Below are 17301 nucleotides of genomic sequence, written 5' to 3'. Positions count from 1 at the left end.
CCTTTGAAGTATGCAGTAGCCCAGAAAACCGTGCCGGATCAACTGCGCGCCGGCATGGCAGTAATTTCCAAGCCTTCGGACGACTGCCTGCGAAGCCAGCTTTCCACCGCATAGAGGGCTGCGACATGCATCGACTGCATGATGAGCGCGCCGGATTGCAGGTCGCCAAGGATGGCGGCAAGATCCGCAAACAGCAGCTCGACCTTCTCGCCGGGGTCGAAACGCGGTTCGCCGACCCTGCTGAGGCCGAGCGCCAGCCAGCTCGTCACCGCGTTGCTGTGGCTTGCGGCATTCGGATAGGAGGTCAGCAGCTTGACGAAGGTCGAGGCTTCATAGCCGGTCTCTTCCCGCAGTTCGCGCCTGGCTGCCGCCAACGCCGCATCGCCGATCTCGCTGTCCGCCGGTTCGACGCCGCCGGCAACGAGGCCGTGGAGGATCTCGCCGCGCCCGTGCCGATATTCCCGGGTCAGCAGCACACGCCGTCGGGCATGACAGGCACGACGTTGATCCAGTCGGGATAGTCGAGCACATGGAAGGGCGCGATGACGGTCCCATCGGCGGTGACGCAATCGTCGCTACGGACCCGAATCCAGCGGTCCTCATAGGCGATGCGGCTTGCCGTAACGCTCCAGGGCTTCAATTCGTCACTCATCGCCAATTCCTTGCTCCGCAACGAGCGAGATAACATTCCTCCCCGCCTTGGCAAAAGGCTTTTCCACTGGGATAAGGTGGACGAATCGGAGATGGGGCTATCGAATGGACTTCACCGGCGAAGAACGCATCGCCGCGCCGCGGGACGTCGTCTGGGCAGCGCTCAACGATCCTGAAATCATGCGCGGTTGCATTCCAGGCTGCCAGGGCATCGAGCGGCTGTCGCCAGATGCCTTCGAGGCGACGATCAAGGTCAAGTTCAGCCTGTTGTCGGCCACCTTCCATGGGGTGTTGACGCTTTCCAATGTCGATGCGCCGAAGAGCTACACGCTGTCGGCCGAGGGCAAGGGCGGTCTTGCCGGCTTCGCCAAAGGCAGTGCCGATATCGTGCTCGAGCAAAGCGGCGCCGAGACCATCCTGCATTATCGGGCAAAAGCCGAACTCGGCGGCAGGCTCGCCCAGCTCGGCGCACGCCTGCTCGATTCGACCTCGCAGAAGCTCGCCGAACGGTTCTTTTCGGATATCAATGCCGCCGTCATCGCGAAGATGGCGGCCGGCTGATCGCGCGCTTTGGGCTTGGCGGGGATAGGGGCTTGGGTTAAATCGACGTCATGACGTGGACAATCAGGCCGCCGCGCGCGGAAGACCAGGAAATGCTCGCGGAGATTTATCTTTCCGTGCGTCGCCAAACATTCGTCTGGGTCGACCCCGGCAAGTTCTACCGCGAGGATTTTGCCGCCCATACCAATGGCGAGACGGTCTTCGTCTGCGAGCATGAAAACGGCAGTGTAGCCGGCTTCCTGTCGCTCTGGCCGGCCGATGATTTCATTCACATGCTCTATATCAGCCCGGACTTCCAGGGCTTTGGTGCCGGTACGTCGCTGCTGCAGGCGCTGCCCGAATGGCCGCAACACCGGTACCGGCTGAAATGCCTGGTGAAGAACGGCAGAGCGAAAGCGTTCTACCTCGCCCACGGTTTCCAGGTGACCGGCAACGGCACCTCGCCGGAGGGCGACTACGAGGAACTGAGCTTTTTTCCGGATTGACCGACCGCCGAAGCGTCCCCGGCATTGAGCCTGTTACCGCGACGGCAGCTGCCCGGCGATTTCCTCGGCGCGGTTCTTGTGGCGGTCGGCTTCACCCTGCCAGCGGATGGCTTCCTTGGCTTCGGTGCGGGCGCGCTTGCGGTGTTTGCCCTGGCTGAACCAGGTGGCGGCTGAACCGATCAGCATGCCTGTGATCAGGGCAATGAACAGGAAGACGAAGAAGGGCGCAGAAATTGCAAGCACCTGATCGTCAGGCCGGAACGGGTTGAAGGCGAGCGTAGCGCTCTGCCGGTTGGCGACGCAAAAGATGATGAGGATGACGCCGAGCGGCAGCAGAATCAACAGGTTGACGATCTTCTTGGCCATTTGAGGTCTCCACATGCCGGATTGCGCCGGTCTTTCCTGGCGCGTTTCAAGCCTTTAATCAACGCATCGGCCCCGAAAATCGATTCCGATTTTCGGGGCCGATATGCAAGCAGAATAGGAAAACGGCCTTCGAGTTCAAGTGCGGATTCGCCGCAGGCGGCTGAGACTCAATCCTCTTCGTAGGCCTGGCCGGGATTGAGCCGCTCGCGCAGCTCCTTGCCGGTCTTGAAGAAGGGAACCCACTTCTCCTCGACGAAGACGGTATCGCCGGTGCGCGGGTTGCGTCCGGAGCGGGAAGGGCGGTTCTTCACCGAAAACGCGCCAAAGCCGCGCAATTCGACGCGGTTGCCAGCAGCCAGTGCATCCGTGATCTCGTCGAGAACCGCGTTGACGATATTCTCGACATCGCGATGATAGAGATGCGGGTTGCGTGCCGCAACAATCTGCACCAATTCGGACTTGATCACGTTCGCCCCCTTAAATTATTGATTTCTTATCAATCGTGGCCAACCTGCCAAACTGAAAGCAGCCCGTCAAGAAGCAACTTTGGGGGCAGGATTCCATTGATATCCTGGCCTTTCACGAGATCATCATAACCGAAGATCGTAATCAACCGCGAAACAGCCCCAGCGAGCAGAAAGGGCGTATTGCTCTTCTTGTCCCAGTCCACCATCGGCAGGTCGGCGTCGACGCCGCGCGATTTGAGATAGGCACGGATTTCCGCCTCGCCGCCGATCGTATCGACGAGTTTCACCTTCAGCGCCTGGCGGCCGGTATAGATCGTGCCATCGGCGAGTTTCAGCACCTCGTCGCGCGGCAGCTTGCGCCGGTCGGCGACCAGATCGACGAACCAGTTATAGCTGTCGACCACCATATTGCGGATCATTGCCTTGGCTTCCTCGCTCGCCTCGTGGAAGGGCGAGGGCTCGGCCTTCAGCGGCGAGGACTTGATCTCCTGCAGCGAGACGCCGATCTTGTCGAGCAGCGGCTGGATCTGCGGATACTGGAAGATGACGCCGATCGAGCCGGTGATCGAGCTGTCGCCGGCGATGATCGTGTCGCCGGCAGTGGCGATCATGTAGCCGGCCGAAGCGGCAAGCGTGCGCACGTCGGAGACGACAGGTTTCTTGGCTGATATCGCCCGGATCGCCTTGAAGATTTTTTCGCCGCCATAGGTGGTGCCGCCTGGCGAGGAGATCGAAATCACCACGGCCTTTACCTGGTCGCTGGTCTCGACCTTCTTCAGCCGCTCCAGAAGCTCGTCATCGTCGACGATCAGCCCCGATATCGTCACATGGGCGATATGCGGGCGGCCCGTCTTGGTGTCGCCGACGGTGAAGCTGTAGAAGGCGAAACCAAGCGCCACGACGAGGGCCACCGCGAGCAGGCGCCAGAACCAGAGCTTGCGGCGCAGCCGCCGGCGATCGGCAATCATCGAACTGTCCATAGAAACCTCCAGCGCTGGCACCGGCTTCGGCATGCAGCCGACCAATCCGGTGAAATAGGTGGCAGCGGCGCGTACGAATGCCACTTTTTGATGTTTTTCCGTTTTGTTGCTTGTTGCAGAAAAAATTCCATATTGGCAAGCCAATGTAATAATGCGAAACGAACTGTGATTGGCGGGCCGCCTTTGTTATGAAGGCGCGGCGATCACCGCACATGGACGAGGCCTATGCTCGATACCCTGAAGAACAACGGACATGCCGCCTACGCCAGGTCCGGCAAGAGCGCCTATGGCGATGCGTTGTTCCATTCCGCCCGCGTGCGGCGGCTGAAGATCTTGTTGCCGGTGGCGGCCCTCATCATCGCGGCTGGCCTGACGGCGGTGGCGTTGGTTAGCATCTATCTGCCCGAGAATATCAAGATGGAAGGCGCCAAGATCGAGAACGGCAAGGTCGTGATGGAAAAGCCGGCGATCGCTGGACGCAATTCCGACGGCATCAACTATTCGATGCTCGCCGAAAGGGCGTTGCAGGATATCCGCAATCCCGATCTCATCACGCTTGAGACCATCAAGGCTGCCGTGCCGATGAATGACGGGCTGATCGCCCGTGTCGTCGCCTCGACGGCGGATTACAATCGCGCTACCGACAACCTGCATATGACGGCCCCCTTCACCCTGGTGCTGAGCAGCGGCCTCAACGCGAATTTCCAGTCCGCCCAGCTCGACATCAAGGGCGGAAACATGAAGAGCGACGACCCCGTCACCATCACCAAGGACAATGCCTCCATTGTTGCGAAGACGCTCCAGATAACCGATAAGGGGCGCGTGATCACATTCGAGGGAAATGTTCGCATGAATGTCGATCCATCCACCATCCATAAACAGGGCACTTAACCAGCCGGGTCATCCATGACAAAAGATTGTCGCATTTCCACTTGCAAGACTGGCCTGGCGTTCATTGCCGGCGCGTTTGCCCTTATTCTGACGGCATCGGGCGCGGGCGCGCAGCAGGCGACGGCCTCGATGCCGGGCATGAAGCTTTCCAACGACCAGCCGATCCAGATCGAAAGCGATAAGCTGGAGATTCACGACCAGGAACACACCGCGTTGTTCACCGGCAAAGTCAAGGTCGTTCAGGGGACGACGACGATGCAGTCCGGCAAGATGACCGTCTATTACAAGGACAAGGCGGCAAAGCCGGCGGCGGACGGGGCGCAACCTGCCGCCCAACCGGCAACGCAGCCGCAGCAGTCGGCCTCGCTTGCATCGGGAAGTGCCGATATCGACAAGATCCTGGTGACGGACAAGGTCTTGCTGACCTCGGGCACGCAGACTGCGACCGCCGATGACGGCAATTTCGACATGGCCTCGCAGACATTCACCCTGACGGCGGATCAGGGAAATAAGGTCATTCTGTCGGATGGGCCGAACGTCTTCACCGGCTGCAAATTGACGGTTCACATGCAGACCGGCCAGGCGGAGCTTGAAAGCTGCGGCGGTCGTGTCCAGATTCAGCTCGATCCGAAATCGCAGCCGAATGCACAGCAGAAGCAGAACTGAGAAGCCGGCCTCCCACGTGAAATTATCATCGCTATCAACCATGTTCGGCAAGCCCGGGCCACAAGCTGCGGGTGCCGCCGACAAGAGCCGCTATCAGGGAACGCTCATCGCACGCGGTCTGACGAAGACCTATGCGACGCGTCGGGTCGTCAACGGCGTCTCTCTGGTGGTGCGCCGGGGCGAGGCCGTCGGCCTGCTCGGACCGAACGGCGCCGGCAAGACCACCTGTTTTTATATGATCACCGGCCTCGTGCCGGTGGATGAAGGCACGATCGAGATCGACGGCAACGATGTCACGACCATGCCGATGTACCGCCGCTCACGCCTCGGCGTCGGTTACCTGCCGCAGGAAGCCTCGATCTTCCGCGGCTTGACCGTGGAAGAGAATATCCGTGCCGTGCTCGAAGTGCATGTCAAGGACAAGGCCGAGCGCGAGCAGAAGCTGAACGAGCTGCTGGAGGAGTTTCATATCCAGAAGCTGCGCAAGACTGCCGCCGTCGCTCTGTCAGGCGGTGAGCGTCGCCGCCTCGAAATCGCGCGCGCCCTTGCGACCGATCCGACCTTCATGCTGCTCGACGAGCCCTTCGCCGGCGTCGACCCGATCTCGGTCGCCGACATCCAGAATCTCGTCCACCACCTGACCGCGCGCGGCATCGGCGTTCTCATCACCGACCACAATGTGCGCGAGACCCTAGGCCTGATCGACCGGGCCTACATCATCCATGCCGGTGAGGTGCTGACCCATGGCCGGGCAAATGACATCGTCAACAATCCGGAAGTGCGCCGGCTCTATCTCGGCGACAATTTCAGCCTCTGAACGCGGACGATGCCAAGACAGAGAAGGTGCGCCCCAGTCGTCCTGAAACGGCGCAGGCCTTCCGGCTGCACCTGTCCCACCACAGAAATTAACCGCGCCGACACAGTTCCGCTTGACCAAATGAGATAAAAAAGCAATTTTTGGGCCAGTTGGACTTCCGCGGCCTGAAGCCTTGATCGGACGCGGTTTCCCGGAGGAATCGAGGGAGTTTCGCGTCCGTCATGGCACTGTCCGCCAGTCTTTTCCTGCGCCAGAACCAATCCCTGGTGATGACACCGCAACTGATGCAATCCATCCAGTTGCTGCAGATGACGCATGTCGAACTCAGCCAGTTCATCGCCCAGGAAGTGGAGAAGAACCCGCTGCTCGAATTTCCGTCGAATGACGGCGAGGCAGGGGGCGAACGTGGCGAAGCCGAAGACGAGCCTTATGGTCATCCGCCGGAGGATGCAGGCTCGGACGACGGCTACGACAACCGCACCGAAGCGCTCTCCAGCGACTGGTACGACAATGGCGGCAGTGCCAGCACCAGCCGGCTGAACGACGAACTCGACGCCAACTATACCAATGTCTTTCCCGATGACAGCGCGCCGCAGCGCCTCGATGCGCCGGAGCTGGTCGGCCAGTGGAAATCGATGCCGGGCAGCGGCGGCGAGGGCGCTGATTATGATCTCGACGATTTCGTCGCCGGACAGGTGTCGCTGCGCGATCATCTCGCCCAGCAGATTCCCTTCGTCCTGCCTGACGTTGCCGATCGGCTGATCGCGCAGAACTTCGTCGATCAGCTTGACGATGCCGGTTATCTGCAAGTCGAGACCGGTGAGCGGCTGGGCACCAGCCTCACGGCCGCCGAGCGCGTGCTTGCCGCCCTCCAGACGCTCGATCCGCCGGGGGTTTTCGCCCGCAGTCTCGCGGAATGCCTGGCGATCCAGCTCCGGCAGAAGGATCGATACGACCCGGCCATGCAGGCGCTCGTCGAAAACCTCGAACTGTTGGCGCGACGCGATTTCGCCACGCTGAAACGGCTCTGCGGCGTCGACGAGGAGGACCTTCTCGACATGCTCGGTGAAATCCGCCAGCTTAATCCCAAGCCCGGCAGCGGTTTCGAAGCCGGTGTTTCCGAAGCGATCATGCCTGACGTGGTCGTCAGAGTCTCCTCGGACACCGGCTGGCTGGTCGAGCTCAATCCGGATACGCTGCCGCGGGTGCTCGTCAACCAGTCCTACTTTTCCCGCGTGACCCGGAATGGCGAAGATCACGCCTTCCTCTCCGATTGTCTGCAGAGCGCCAACTGGCTGACGCGCAGCCTCGACCAGCGGGCGAAGACCATCATGAAGGTGGCAAGCGAGATCGTCCGCCAGCAGGACGCCTTCCTGCTTTACGGCGTCGACCACCTGCGTCCGCTGAACCTGAAGACGGTCGCCGAGGCGATCAAGATGCACGAATCCACCGTCAGCCGTGTCACCTCGAACAAATACATGCTGACGCCGCGCGGTCTCTTCGAGCTCAAATATTTCTTCACCGTCTCGATCAGCGCCGTCGCCGGTGGCGACAGCCATTCGGCCGAAGCCGTGCGTCACAAGATCCGCGCGCTGATCATGCAGGAGAGCCCTGACGCGGTGCTCTCCGACGACGATATCGTCGACATGCTGAAGAAGGGCGGCGTGGATCTCGCCCGCCGCACGGTTGCGAAATACCGGGAGGCCATGAACATCGCCTCTTCGGTCCAGCGGCGCCGCGAAAAGCGGGCGCTCGCCAAGGTCGCCGGCTTCTGACGCCGCAATGCTTCGGTCTTGATCGAAGCATCGAGCTCCAAATCCCGCTATTTCTCTGACGTCTTGAACGAACTTGGGAAAGCCGACCATGACGCCGCACAATCCGAAGCTTGCCAGGGAGCTTCTCCTGCTGCTGGTGCTGGCAACCCTTTGGGGGGCCTCCTATACTTTCATCAAGATCGGTGTCGAGACGATCCCGCCGGTGACGTTGATCGCCGTCCGCACGCTGATTGCCGGCGGCATCCTGCTTGTCGTCCTCCGCTATCGACGAATCCGCCTGCCCAGTGACCGCGCGATGTGGCGGCGTTTTTTCATTCAGGCCTGTCTGAACAGCGTCATTCCCTTCACGCTGATCGCCTGGGCGGAGCAGTCCGTAGATGCCGGGCTGGCTGTGATCCTCAATTCGGCAACGCCGATCTTCACCTTCCTGCTGACCGTGCTGATAGCCCGCCATGAGCAGGTGACGGCGCGAAAGCTTTTCGGCGTCATATCAGGGCTTGCCGGTATCTGCCTGGTCATCGGCGTCGAGGTGCTCGGCGGTCTCGGCAAAAGCCTGATGGCGCAACTCGCCATCATCCTGGCGACCGCCTGCTATGCAGGCGCGGCGATTTTCAGCAAGAACTTCAAGGGGCTCGAACCCGCCGTGCCGGCGGCCGGCTCGTTGATCTCAGGCGCGGTCATACTCTTGCCGGTCAGCCTCGTCGTCGACCGGCCGTGGACGCTCGATCCCTCGGGCGCATCGATCCTGGCGCTGCTGGCTCTTTCCGCCTTTTCGACGGCCCTTGCCTTTGCGATCTATTTCCGTCTCGTCCAGACGCTGGGTTCGGTCGGAACGACGTCGCAAGCCTATCTCAGGGTGCCGATCGGAGTGACGATCGGCATCGTTTTCCTCGGCGAAAGGCTGAGCCCGACGGCCTGGATTGGACTCGTTTGCGTCATCCTCGGTGTCGCAGCCATGACGATCCCGGCAAGGGTGAGTGCAATCAAGGCGAGAAGTGTCTAGAAATCATTGGCTGGCGGTCGGCGGCAGGCCCTGTATTCGCACGCGCCTGTCGCACGCAGCACGCGCATTAGCATCGCGGTTTTTCGCCCTATTGACTTTTCGACAACGGCTGGCTAGAAGCCCGCCGCAATCGATGCCGCAAACGGCGTCTGGAGTTATCCCCAGCATCAGAAGGGCACCAAGGACCCCCAGGCTGACGCCGATCTTGCTTGAGATTGCGCGAAGTGCTTGGATGAACCTGAGGCTTGGCGTAAACTGATACCCGCAAACGACGATAAGAAGGGAAACTCCATGAGTGTGCGTGTGTCCGGTAAACATATGGAAATTGGTGACTCGTTCCGTCAAAAGATCGAGGACCAAATTGGTATGGCCATCACGAAATACTTCGACGGGGGATATTCGGGTCAGGTGACCGTGGAAAAGGCGAGTTCTCGTTACTCGGCAGACTGCAAGCTTCATCTCGACAGTGGGGTGGTGCTGCATGCGGCCGGCGAGGCGACGGACCCGCAGCTGGCTTTCGACGCCGCTTCCCAGCGCATCGAAAAACGGCTGCGCCGCTACAAGCGCAAGCTGAAGGACCATCACGCCGGAAACCATCTGAACGGTTTTGCAGAAGTCGCCTACACGGTCATGGATTCCGTTCCTGACCACGAAGATGAAATCCCCGACGATTTCGCGCCAGCGATCGTCGCCGAAAGCACGAAGCAGCTGAAGACCATGTCGGTGGCCACCGCCGTAATGGCGCTCGACATGACCGACGAGCCGCTTCTCCTGTTCCGCAGCCCCGGCAAGGAACATCTGAATATCGTTTACCGTCGGCACGACGGAAATATTGGCTGGATCGATTCAGCCAATATCAAAGGCTGAGATCAGGGCTATGAGCGGCGGTATTGCCGCCGCTCCTTGCATTTGATCAAGGCGACAGAAGGAAAAAGAAATGGCATTGGCAGATTTGCTCCATCAGGATGCGATCATTCCCGCCCTCAGAGTAAATTCCAAGAAACAGCTGCTTCAGGAATTGGCCGCAAGAGCCGCCAGGATCACCGGGCTCTCCGAACGGGAGATTTTCGACGTCATCCTGCAGCGCGAACGCCTTGGCTCGACCGGCGTCGGCAACGGCATCGCCATTCCTCACGGCAAGCTGGTCAACATCCATTCGATCGTCGGCATCTTCGCCCGGCTGGAGCAGCCTGTCGATTTCGAGGCCCTGGACGACCAGCCTGTCGATCTCGTCTTCCTGCTGCTGGCGCCGGAGGGCGCGGGTGCTGATCATCTCAAGGCCCTGTCGCGGATTGCCCGCGTGCTGCGCGATCACGATCTGGTCGCCAAGCTGCGCGCCACCGATTCCGCTTCGGCGATCTACGCCTTCCTCAATGAAGAGCAGACGTCGAACGCTGCGTGAACCAGGCCCTGCAAACCTGTGCAGCAGTTTTGCGATAAGGATCTGCAGAAAGCGCGCCGCATGAATCACCTTCGATGCGATGCGCGTCAGGCAAAAACCGCCGGAATTCCCTGAAACAGCAGGAGTTTTACCGGCGGCTTCGCAAGGAAACCCCGCTATATCCGGGCTGCGACGTCTTCACCCGAAGGGATCGAAGGCTGTGCCCCTGATTTGAGGCAGGCGAGCGAACCGGCAACGGCCGCACGGCGCAGCGCCGAGGCAAAATCGAGGCCCTCGTCGAGGCTCGCAGCGAAATAGCCGCAGAAGGTGTCGCCGGCGCCGACCGTATCGACGGGTTCGATCTTCAGACCCTGCGCCCTTGAAACCGCCCCATCGCGGATGGCGACGACGCCGTCGCCGCCAAGCGTCACGATCAACGTCTGGCCGGTTTCGGCATGCAGCCGGGTCAGGGCTGCCTCACGCGCCTGCGCATCCATGCCATCTTGGCCGGCTAGCCGCTCGAACTCGGTCTCGTTGGCGATGACGATATCGGCAAGTCGGCCGAGACGCGGCGCATCGGGGATCAAAGGAGCAAGGTTGAGGATGCTGGTGACGCCTTTGGCGCTGGCGGTCGACAGGGCGCGTTCGACGGCTGCAGCCGGCACTTCGAGCTGCAGCATCAGGATATCGCCTTCCTTCATGCCGCCGATCGCCGTCTCGGCATCCTCAGGCGCGACCAGGCCGTTGGCGCCGGGAACGACGGCGATCATGTTTTCGCCGTCGCCGCCGACAAGGATCAGCGCCGTGCCGGTGGGACCGTCGACATGTTTGACGAGAGAAAGATCGGTTCCTGCATCATCGAGCAGGGAAAGGGCATCGGCGGCGAAGCTATCCTTGCCGACGGCGCCGGCCATATGCACATAGCGGCCGGCGCGCCGCGCTGCCAGCGCCTGGTTGGCGCCCTTGCCGCCGGCGGCTGTGGCAAAACCGTTGCCGGCCACCGTTTCGCCGGGCTTCGGCAGGCGCTCGGTCGTGGCGATGAGGTCCATGTTGATGGACCCGAAAACTGTTATCATCAAGGGTGTCCCGTCTTTTGGGGCATGCGGCGACGGCATGCTCCACTTCTTCGATAGAGCATGATGCCGAAAAGTGTGCGCGGTTTTCGAAAGACATCATGCTCCTGCTGTTTCATTCGGGCGAGACACTGCCCGAAGCGGTCACTCCTCGTCAACCACCCTGAGCTTGAGAAGACCGGTACGGCTTTCCACCGATTTGGCCGCAGGTTCGCTGTCGCGAGCAGGCTTGGCCTCGCCGCCTGCCTCGAATTCCAGCGCTTCGATCTTGGCGCCGCGCCTGGTGAGTTTGTCGGCCGAGGTGACCACCATGTCGATATCCTTCTGCGCCAGGGCGAAATGACCCTGCAGCTTGCGCACCCGCTCGTCGAGGCGGCCGAGATCGTCCATCAGGATCGCCACCTCGCCCTGGATCAGATGCGCCTGCGCCCGCATGCTCTGGTCCTTGAGCACGGCCTGGATGACCTGGATCGACAGCATCAGCAGCGACGGCGAGACGATGACGATGCGCGCCCGGTGCGCCTTCTGCACCACCGGCTCGAAGTTTTCGTGGATCTCGGCGAAGATCGATTCCGACGGCACGAAGAGAAAGGCCGTGTCCTGGGTTTCGCCCTGGATCAGATATTTCTCGGAAATGTCCCTTATATGGACCTCCATGTCGCGGCGGAACTGCTGGCCGGCGGTCTTGCCGGCCTCGGGACTGCCGGCGTCGCGGATCGCGTTCCAGGCTTCGAGCGGGAATTTTGCGTCGATCACCAGCGGCGGCGCGCCGTTCGGCATGCGGATCGTGCAATCCGGTCGCGAGCCGTTGGTGAGCGTCTGCTGGAAGGCATAGGCGCCCATCGGCAGGCCGTCGGCGACGATGGTCTCCATCCGCGACTGGCCGAAGGCGCCACGTGTCTGCTTGTTGGACAGAATGGCCTGCAGCCCGACGACATCCTTGGCGAGCGTCTGGATATTGTTCTGCGCGGCATCGATCACCGCCAGCCTTTCCTGCAGCCGCTGCAGGTTCTCATGGGTCGATTTGGTCTGCTCGGTGATCGTCGAGTTGACGCGCTGCGACATGCCGTCGAGGCGTTGGCTGATCGTCTGGTTGAGTTCACTCTGCCGCGCGCCGAAGACCTCGGTCATCGCCGCGATGCGGCCCTGCATCTCCGCCTGGATCCTGAGAAGCTCGGCCATGCGCGCGTCGCTTTCCCCAGCGCGAAAGCTCGCTTCCTCCGCCTGCTCGTGGCGAAGGCTCGCGCCCCGTAGCAGCAGCACGATCACCAGCAGGACAAACGCCAACAGAACCCCGCCGGCAAGCGCCAGCATGGCCGGGCTGATCGAGGCAAGCGACACAGTGAACGAATCGGAATTGACGGTCATGTCGCAACCATACCAGAAGAGACGGCAATATATAGATCAAAGGGTGAACGGAATTGGCGGTCGCCACTATCCTCGCACGCCGCTACTTCTGCTGGCTCCTGCGGAGAAATTGCGCCTCGATTTAACGATTGCTCAACCATATTCGCCAAAACCTGCGGCGCAGAATTCCTTCCCGCACACTCGCGCCAAGTACAGAGATCCCGATGACCTCCCGGCAGACCGACAGTGCCCTCAGGCAGCGCCTCGATTTCATCGAACTCGACGAGGCGGCGCGCAAGTCGATGCGGGATCTGCGCCCTGTCATCACCGAGCTGATCGGCGGCGCCCTCGATAAATTCTACGCCAAGATTGCCAGAACCCCGGCTGTCGCCGGCTTCTTTGCCGACAAGAACCATGTCGGCAAAGCCAAGCAGCGCCAGCAGGATCATTGGGCCAATCTCGCCGGCGGTGCGTTCGACGACAGTTATGTCGACGGCGTCACCGCGGTCGGCCGGACGCACGCCCGCATCGGCCTGGAGCCGCGCTGGTATATCGGCGGTTACGCCATCGTCATGTCCGAACTCGTCAAGGGCATCATGGAAAAGCAGTGGCCGTCGGTTTTCGCGCGCCAGCAAGGCAAGCTGCTGGCCGAGAAGCTGTCGGTGGTCATCAAGGCCGGCATGCTCGACATGGATTATTCCATCTCGGTCTATCTCGAAACGCTCGAAGCCAAGCGCCGCGCCTTGGAAGAGCAGCGCGCCAAGGCCGAATCCGACCAGGCGATGGCACTGGAGCAACTGCGCCGCGGTCTGGAAGCGCTTTCGAACGGCGATCTCGAAGCCACTCTGCCGTCCGACCTGCCGGGTAATTTCCGGCAGATGGCCGAGGATTACAACCGCGCCGTCGGCGCCCTTCGCAAGTCCTTCGCATCCGTGCGCGAGGCCTCGGGCCAGATCATGGGCGGCGCCGATGTCATTTCCACTGCGACCAACGACCTGGCGCTTCGCACCGCCCAGCAGGCGGCGGGCGTCGAGGAGAGTTCAGCCGCCCTGCAGCAGCTCTCCGTCAGCGTCGGCCAGACGGCCGCCAATGCCGAAAAGGCATCGGCTGCCGTGCGCGAGACGCAGCAGAAGGCGAAGAACTCCGGCGAACTCGTCACCAGCGCCGTCTCGGCGATGGCCGGCATCGAGAAATCCTCGACCGGGATCTCCAAGATCATCGGCGTCATCGATGAGATCGCCTTCCAGACCAATCTTCTGGCGCTGAACGCCGGTGTCGAGGCGGCGCGCGCCGGTGATGCCGGCAAGGGTTTTGCCGTCGTCGCCCAGGAAGTCCGCCAGCTCGCCCAGCGCACGGCGGAAGCCGCCAAGGAGATCAAGAACCTGATCTCGCAGAGCTCGACCCAGGTCAATGAGGGCGTCGGCATCGTCTCCAGTACCGGCGAGGCGCTGAACGACATGATCAGCCGCATCGACATCATCAACCGTTTCGTCGCCGATATCGCCGCCGCCGCCCGCGACCAGGCGACCGGCGTCAATGAGGTCAGCATCGCGGTCCGCAACATGGGTGCGATCACCCAGCAGAATTCGGACATGGTTGAGCACTCCTCGGCAGAAACCCGCCGCCTCAAGGACGAGGTGGAGAACCTGATCGAGCTGCTGCGCCGCTTCCGCGCCCGGCCCGAGGGCCATGCCGCCATCGCTGCCCGCCGGGCGGCCTGAGGCGAATATGGCGAAATTCCAGGCGGGGATGCAAAAAAGCGTCTTCCCCGCCTGCCGGATAATTCCATAGTCGGAAAAGATGGGTTATGGGAACGCCATGACCATCAAGCCACTCATCATTCTTCCCGATCCCGTTCTCCGTCAGATCTCCAAGCCGATCGAGCGGGTTGACGCCGACCTGCAGCGCCTTGCCGACGACATGCTGGAAACCATGTACGACGCGCCGGGCATCGGCCTTGCGGCAGTTCAGATCGGCGTACCGCGCCGGATGCTGGTCATCGACATCGCGCGCGAGGGCGAGGACAAGCAGCCGCAGGTGTTCATCAACCCGGAGATCGTCACCTCCTCCGACGAGCGCTCGGTCTACGAGGAAGGCTGCCTGTCGATCCCGGATTATTATGCGGAGGTTGAGCGCCCGGCTGTCGTCTCTGTCAAATATCTCGACCGGAACGGCAAGGAACAGACGGTTGAAGCCGACGGCCTGCTCGCCACCTGCCTGCAGCACGAGATCGACCATCTGAACGGCGTGCTGTTCATCGATTATATCTCGCGGCTGAAGCGGGAGATGGTGATCAAGAAGTTCACCAAGGCGGCGAAGTCGAAGGCGCTCTGAGCATTGCGTTGAAAATTCACCGGAAAGGCACTATGATATCACCGATATCATGATGGAGATGCCGAATGGGTGACCTGCTTATCCGCGATGTTCCGGATGTGATGAAACGGCAGCTTCAGGAAAGCGCGCAGCGCAATGGCCGCAGCCTTTCGGAGGAGGCGATCGAAATCCTCCGCCGGCAGATCGCTGCGGAGCGCTCGGGCGTTTCGGCCGGGCAGCGCCTGCGCTCCCTGATGGGTGACGAAAGATTGCGCGAAGATGAAGTGGAAGCCATTGCCGCATCGCGCCACGAACGCGATCGCGAACCACCGCGCTTCGACACATGATCGTCCTCGATACGAATGTGATTTCCGAAATGCAGGGTAGGGCCTACAGCGAGCGGATATTGAATTGGCTTGATGGCCACGACGTTGAAACGCTATTTCTGACGACGATCGCCGTCGCCGAAATGCGCTATGGTCTTGAACTCCTCGACGACGGCAGGCGAAAGACAGCGTTGGTATCCGACTTCAATCGGATCGAATCGGAATTTGCCGGCCGTATCCTCGGGTTTTCCCTCAGTGCGGCGAACCGGTACGGGCTATTGGCAGCGGAGCGCAGAAAGGCCGGGCGGCCGATCGAAACGAAGGATGCGATGATTGCCGCCATCTGCCTTGCCAACGGCGCGACGCTTGCCACCCGCAACACCACAGATTTCGAGGGGCTTGATCTCAAGCTCGTAAACCCGTTTGAAGACGGTTGATCCTCAATTGGCGAGATAGAATGTCTCTTCGCATCATCTTCATGGGAACCCCGGAATTCTCGGTCCCGACCCTGCGCCTACTCGTCGATGCCGGCCACAGGATTGTCGCCGTTTATACGCAGCCGCCGCGGCCAGGCGGGCGGCGCGGGCTCGATCTGCAGAAATCGCCGGTGCATCAGGCGGCCGAACTGCTAGGTCTCCCGGTCTTCACGCCGGTCAATTTTAAAGATCCTGAGGAGCGCGAGAGATTTGCCGCTCTCAAGGCCGATGCCGGCGTCGTCGTTGCCTACGGATTGCTGCTGCCGGAGGCGGTTTTGAACGGCACCCGCGATGGCTGCTATAACGGCCATGCCTCGCTGCTGCCGCGCTGGCGGGGTGCGGCTCCGATCCAGCGGGCGATCATGGCGGGTGACGCAAAGACCGGCATGATGGTGATGAAGATGGACAAGGGTCTCGATACCGGCGCCGTGGCGCTGACCCGAGAAGTCGAGATCGGCCCCAACATGACGGCAGGCGAGTTGCATGACCGGCTGATGCAGGTCGGCGCCAAGGCGATGACCGAGGCCATGGTCAAGCTGGAGATGAACGACCTGCCATTGACCCCGCAGCCGGAAGAAGGCGTGCTCTATGCCGCCAAGATCGACAAGGCCGAGACGCGGATCGATTTCGCCAGGTATGCCAGGGATGTGCACAATCATATCCGCGGCCTGGTGCCATTTCCGGGGGCCTGGTTCGAACTTGAGATCGGCGGCAAGCCCGAGCGGGTGAAGGTGCTGGGCTCCGAGCTGGCCGAAGGCCAGGGGATAGCCGGGCAATTGCTGACCGACGATCTTCTGGTCGCCTGCGCGTCGGGCGCGGTGCGGCTGACGCGGCTCCAGAAGGCAGGCGGCAAGCCGCTGGCGGCAGCCGATTTCCTCAGGGGCACGCCGCTTGGCGCAGGCACGAGGCTTTCCTGATGCCACGTTTCCGCATGACCGTCGAATATGACGGCGGCCCCTATGTGGGTTGGCAGCGACAGGAGAACGGCCCCTCGGTGCAGGGCGCGATCGAAGCGGCGGTGCTGTCGCTGACCGGCGAGGCGGTCTTGGTCCGCGGCGCCGGCCGCACCGATTCTGGCGTCCACGCGATGGGGCAGGTGGTTCATACCGATCTTTCCAAGGACTGGTCGCCCTACAAGCTGCAGAATGCCTTGAACGCCCATCTGAGGCTCGCCGGCGAGCGTGTCTCGATTCTCGATGTCGAGGTGGCTCCCGAATTCTTCGATGCTCGCTTCTCGGCGTTGCGGCGGCATTACCTCTACCGTATCCTCAGCCGCCGGGCGCCGCTGGCGCTTGAAGCCGGCAAGGCCTGGTGGGTACCAAAGGTGCTCGATCACGAGGTCATGCACGCCGCCGCCCAGAAGCTGGTCGGCCGGCACGATTTCTCCACCTTCCGCGCCGCCCATTGCCAGGCAAACAGCCCGGTGCGTACGCTCGACCGGCTGGATGTGACCCGCAACGGCGAGCTCATCGAGATCCGCGCCACGGCGCAGAGCTTCCTCCACAACCAGATTCGCTCCTTCGCCGGCACGCTGAAGCTCGCCGGTGAAGGCAAATGGACGCCTGAAGATGTCGAGGCAGCCCTCGAAGCGCGCGACCGCAAGGCCTGCGGCCCGGTGGCGCCGCCGGATGGGCTCTATTTCATGCGGGTGGATTATCCCGACGTGATCCCGGATCGCCGCAGGCCGGTCACCGATGACGGTGACGGCGAAGATCTGTCGTAA

The 17301-nt window shown here is 61.6% G+C and carries 20 protein-coding genes and 1 pseudogene; 15 read left to right on the top strand and 6 right to left on the bottom strand.

What is annotated here, in order from left to right; genetic code table 11:
- Window positions 1-38: 38 nt before the first annotated feature.
- A pseudogene (locus tag HJB84_RS31325) lies at window positions 39-688 on the bottom strand (NUDIX hydrolase).
- A gap of 68 nt (window positions 689-756) precedes the next feature.
- Between HJB84_RS31325 and HJB84_RS31320 the strand changes: the two are divergent.
- Together HJB84_RS31320 and HJB84_RS31315 are read left to right on the top strand one after the other, a co-directional pair.
- Window positions 757-1212 carry a carbon monoxide dehydrogenase subunit G gene (locus HJB84_RS31320; RefSeq protein ID WP_207582661.1) on the top strand — a complete coding sequence of 152 codons (456 nt, stop codon included), beginning with the start codon at window positions 757-759 and terminating at the stop codon, window positions 1210-1212.
- A gap of 50 nt (window positions 1213-1262) precedes the next feature.
- Window positions 1263-1697, top strand: coding sequence for a GNAT family N-acetyltransferase (locus HJB84_RS31315; RefSeq protein WP_221117806.1), 435 nt, complete (start codon window positions 1263-1265; stop codon window positions 1695-1697).
- A 33-nt stretch (window positions 1698-1730) separates the two neighbouring features.
- Here the strand turns inward: HJB84_RS31315 and HJB84_RS31310 are convergent, their stop codons facing one another.
- The 3 genes from HJB84_RS31310 to sppA all read right to left on the bottom strand — a co-directional run bounded on the left by HJB84_RS31310 (window position 1731) and on the right by sppA (window position 3510).
- Window positions 1731-2063, bottom strand: coding sequence for a DUF1049 domain-containing protein (locus HJB84_RS31310; protein ID WP_164006301.1), 333 nt, complete (start codon window positions 2061-2063; stop codon window positions 1731-1733).
- 167 nt (window positions 2064-2230) lie between these two features.
- Entirely contained in the window at window positions 2231-2530 is a 300-nt protein-coding gene (locus HJB84_RS31305; RefSeq protein WP_221117805.1) for an integration host factor subunit beta, read from the bottom strand.
- Window positions 2531-2559: 29 nt separating this feature from the next.
- The gene (sppA, locus tag HJB84_RS31300) at window positions 2560-3510 is read right to left on the bottom strand and encodes a signal peptide peptidase SppA (RefSeq protein WP_207584241.1); all 951 of its coding nucleotides are present in this window, start codon (window positions 3508-3510) and stop codon (window positions 2560-2562) included.
- A gap of 225 nt (window positions 3511-3735) precedes the next feature.
- Between sppA and lptC the strand changes: the two genes are divergently transcribed.
- The 7 genes from lptC to ptsN all read left to right on the top strand — a co-directional run bounded on the left by lptC (window position 3736) and on the right by ptsN (window position 10064).
- A complete protein-coding gene (gene lptC, locus HJB84_RS31295; RefSeq protein WP_207582663.1) occupies window positions 3736-4401 on the top strand; it encodes an LPS export ABC transporter periplasmic protein LptC in 666 nt (221 codons plus the stop codon).
- A gap of 15 nt (window positions 4402-4416) precedes the next feature.
- Window positions 4417-5067 (top strand): LptA/OstA family protein, encoded by a 651-nt coding sequence (locus tag HJB84_RS31290; protein WP_207582664.1) that lies wholly within the window; start codon window positions 4417-4419, stop codon window positions 5065-5067.
- Between the two features lie 40 nt (window positions 5068-5107).
- Window positions 5108-5884, top strand: coding sequence for an LPS export ABC transporter ATP-binding protein (gene lptB, locus HJB84_RS31285; RefSeq protein ID WP_007633745.1), 777 nt, complete (start codon window positions 5108-5110; stop codon window positions 5882-5884).
- A gap of 221 nt (window positions 5885-6105) precedes the next feature.
- Entirely contained in the window at window positions 6106-7659 is a 1554-nt protein-coding gene (rpoN, locus tag HJB84_RS31280; RefSeq protein ID WP_207582665.1) for an RNA polymerase factor sigma-54, read from the top strand.
- A gap of 88 nt (window positions 7660-7747) precedes the next feature.
- A complete protein-coding gene (locus HJB84_RS31275) occupies window positions 7748-8662 on the top strand; it encodes a DMT family transporter (RefSeq protein WP_207582666.1) in 915 nt (304 codons plus the stop codon).
- 291 nt (window positions 8663-8953) lie between these two features.
- Window positions 8954-9529, top strand: a complete 576-nt coding sequence (gene hpf / locus HJB84_RS31270; RefSeq protein WP_007633740.1) for a ribosome hibernation-promoting factor, HPF/YfiA family — start codon at window positions 8954-8956, stop codon at window positions 9527-9529.
- Between the two features lie 70 nt (window positions 9530-9599).
- Window positions 9600-10064: a PTS IIA-like nitrogen regulatory protein PtsN gene (gene ptsN, locus HJB84_RS31265; RefSeq protein WP_003570770.1), complete on the top strand. Its 465-nt coding sequence runs from the start codon at window positions 9600-9602 to the stop codon at window positions 10062-10064.
- 155 nt (window positions 10065-10219) lie between these two features.
- Here the strand turns inward: ptsN and HJB84_RS31260 are convergent, their stop codons facing one another.
- Together HJB84_RS31260 and HJB84_RS31255 are read right to left on the bottom strand one after the other, a co-directional pair.
- Window positions 10220-11119 carry a ribokinase gene (locus HJB84_RS31260; RefSeq protein ID WP_221117804.1) on the bottom strand — a complete coding sequence of 300 codons (900 nt, stop codon included), beginning with the start codon at window positions 11117-11119 and terminating at the stop codon, window positions 10220-10222.
- Window positions 11120-11260: 141 nt separating this feature from the next.
- Entirely contained in the window at window positions 11261-12484 is a 1224-nt protein-coding gene (locus tag HJB84_RS31255) for a DNA recombination protein RmuC (protein WP_207582668.1), read from the bottom strand.
- Between the two features lie 203 nt (window positions 12485-12687).
- On the opposite strand from HJB84_RS31255, the gene HJB84_RS31250 reads away from it, so the two are divergent.
- From HJB84_RS31250 to truA, 6 genes are all read left to right on the top strand, one after another.
- Window positions 12688-14184, top strand: a complete 1497-nt coding sequence (locus HJB84_RS31250) for a globin-coupled sensor protein (RefSeq protein WP_221117803.1) — start codon at window positions 12688-12690, stop codon at window positions 14182-14184.
- Window positions 14185-14281: 97 nt separating this feature from the next.
- A complete protein-coding gene (gene def / locus HJB84_RS31245; RefSeq protein ID WP_221117802.1) occupies window positions 14282-14797 on the top strand; it encodes a peptide deformylase in 516 nt (171 codons plus the stop codon).
- Window positions 14798-14862: 65 nt separating this feature from the next.
- Entirely contained in the window at window positions 14863-15123 is a 261-nt protein-coding gene (locus HJB84_RS31240) for a FitA-like ribbon-helix-helix domain-containing protein (protein ID WP_164006310.1), read from the top strand.
- On the top strand, window positions 15120-15539 hold the full coding sequence (locus HJB84_RS31235) for a type II toxin-antitoxin system VapC family toxin (RefSeq protein ID WP_207582671.1): 420 nt from the start codon (window positions 15120-15122) through the stop codon (window positions 15537-15539). The genes HJB84_RS31240 and HJB84_RS31235 overlap by 4 nt, the downstream gene beginning before the upstream one ends.
- A 20-nt stretch (window positions 15540-15559) precedes the next feature.
- A complete protein-coding gene (gene fmt / locus HJB84_RS31230; RefSeq protein ID WP_207582672.1) occupies window positions 15560-16495 on the top strand; it encodes a methionyl-tRNA formyltransferase in 936 nt (311 codons plus the stop codon).
- Window positions 16495-17301 (top strand): tRNA pseudouridine(38-40) synthase TruA, encoded by an 807-nt coding sequence (truA, locus tag HJB84_RS31225; protein WP_207582673.1) that lies wholly within the window; start codon window positions 16495-16497, stop codon window positions 17299-17301. Before fmt ends, truA begins: the two co-directional genes overlap by 1 nt.

Source organism: Rhizobium sp. NZLR1b, assembly GCF_019685155.1.
In the GTDB taxonomy this organism is placed as follows: domain Bacteria; phylum Pseudomonadota; class Alphaproteobacteria; order Rhizobiales; family Rhizobiaceae; genus Rhizobium.
Note: the sequence above shows the minus strand (reverse complement) of the source record. Positions and strands in the feature narration are given on the sequence as shown.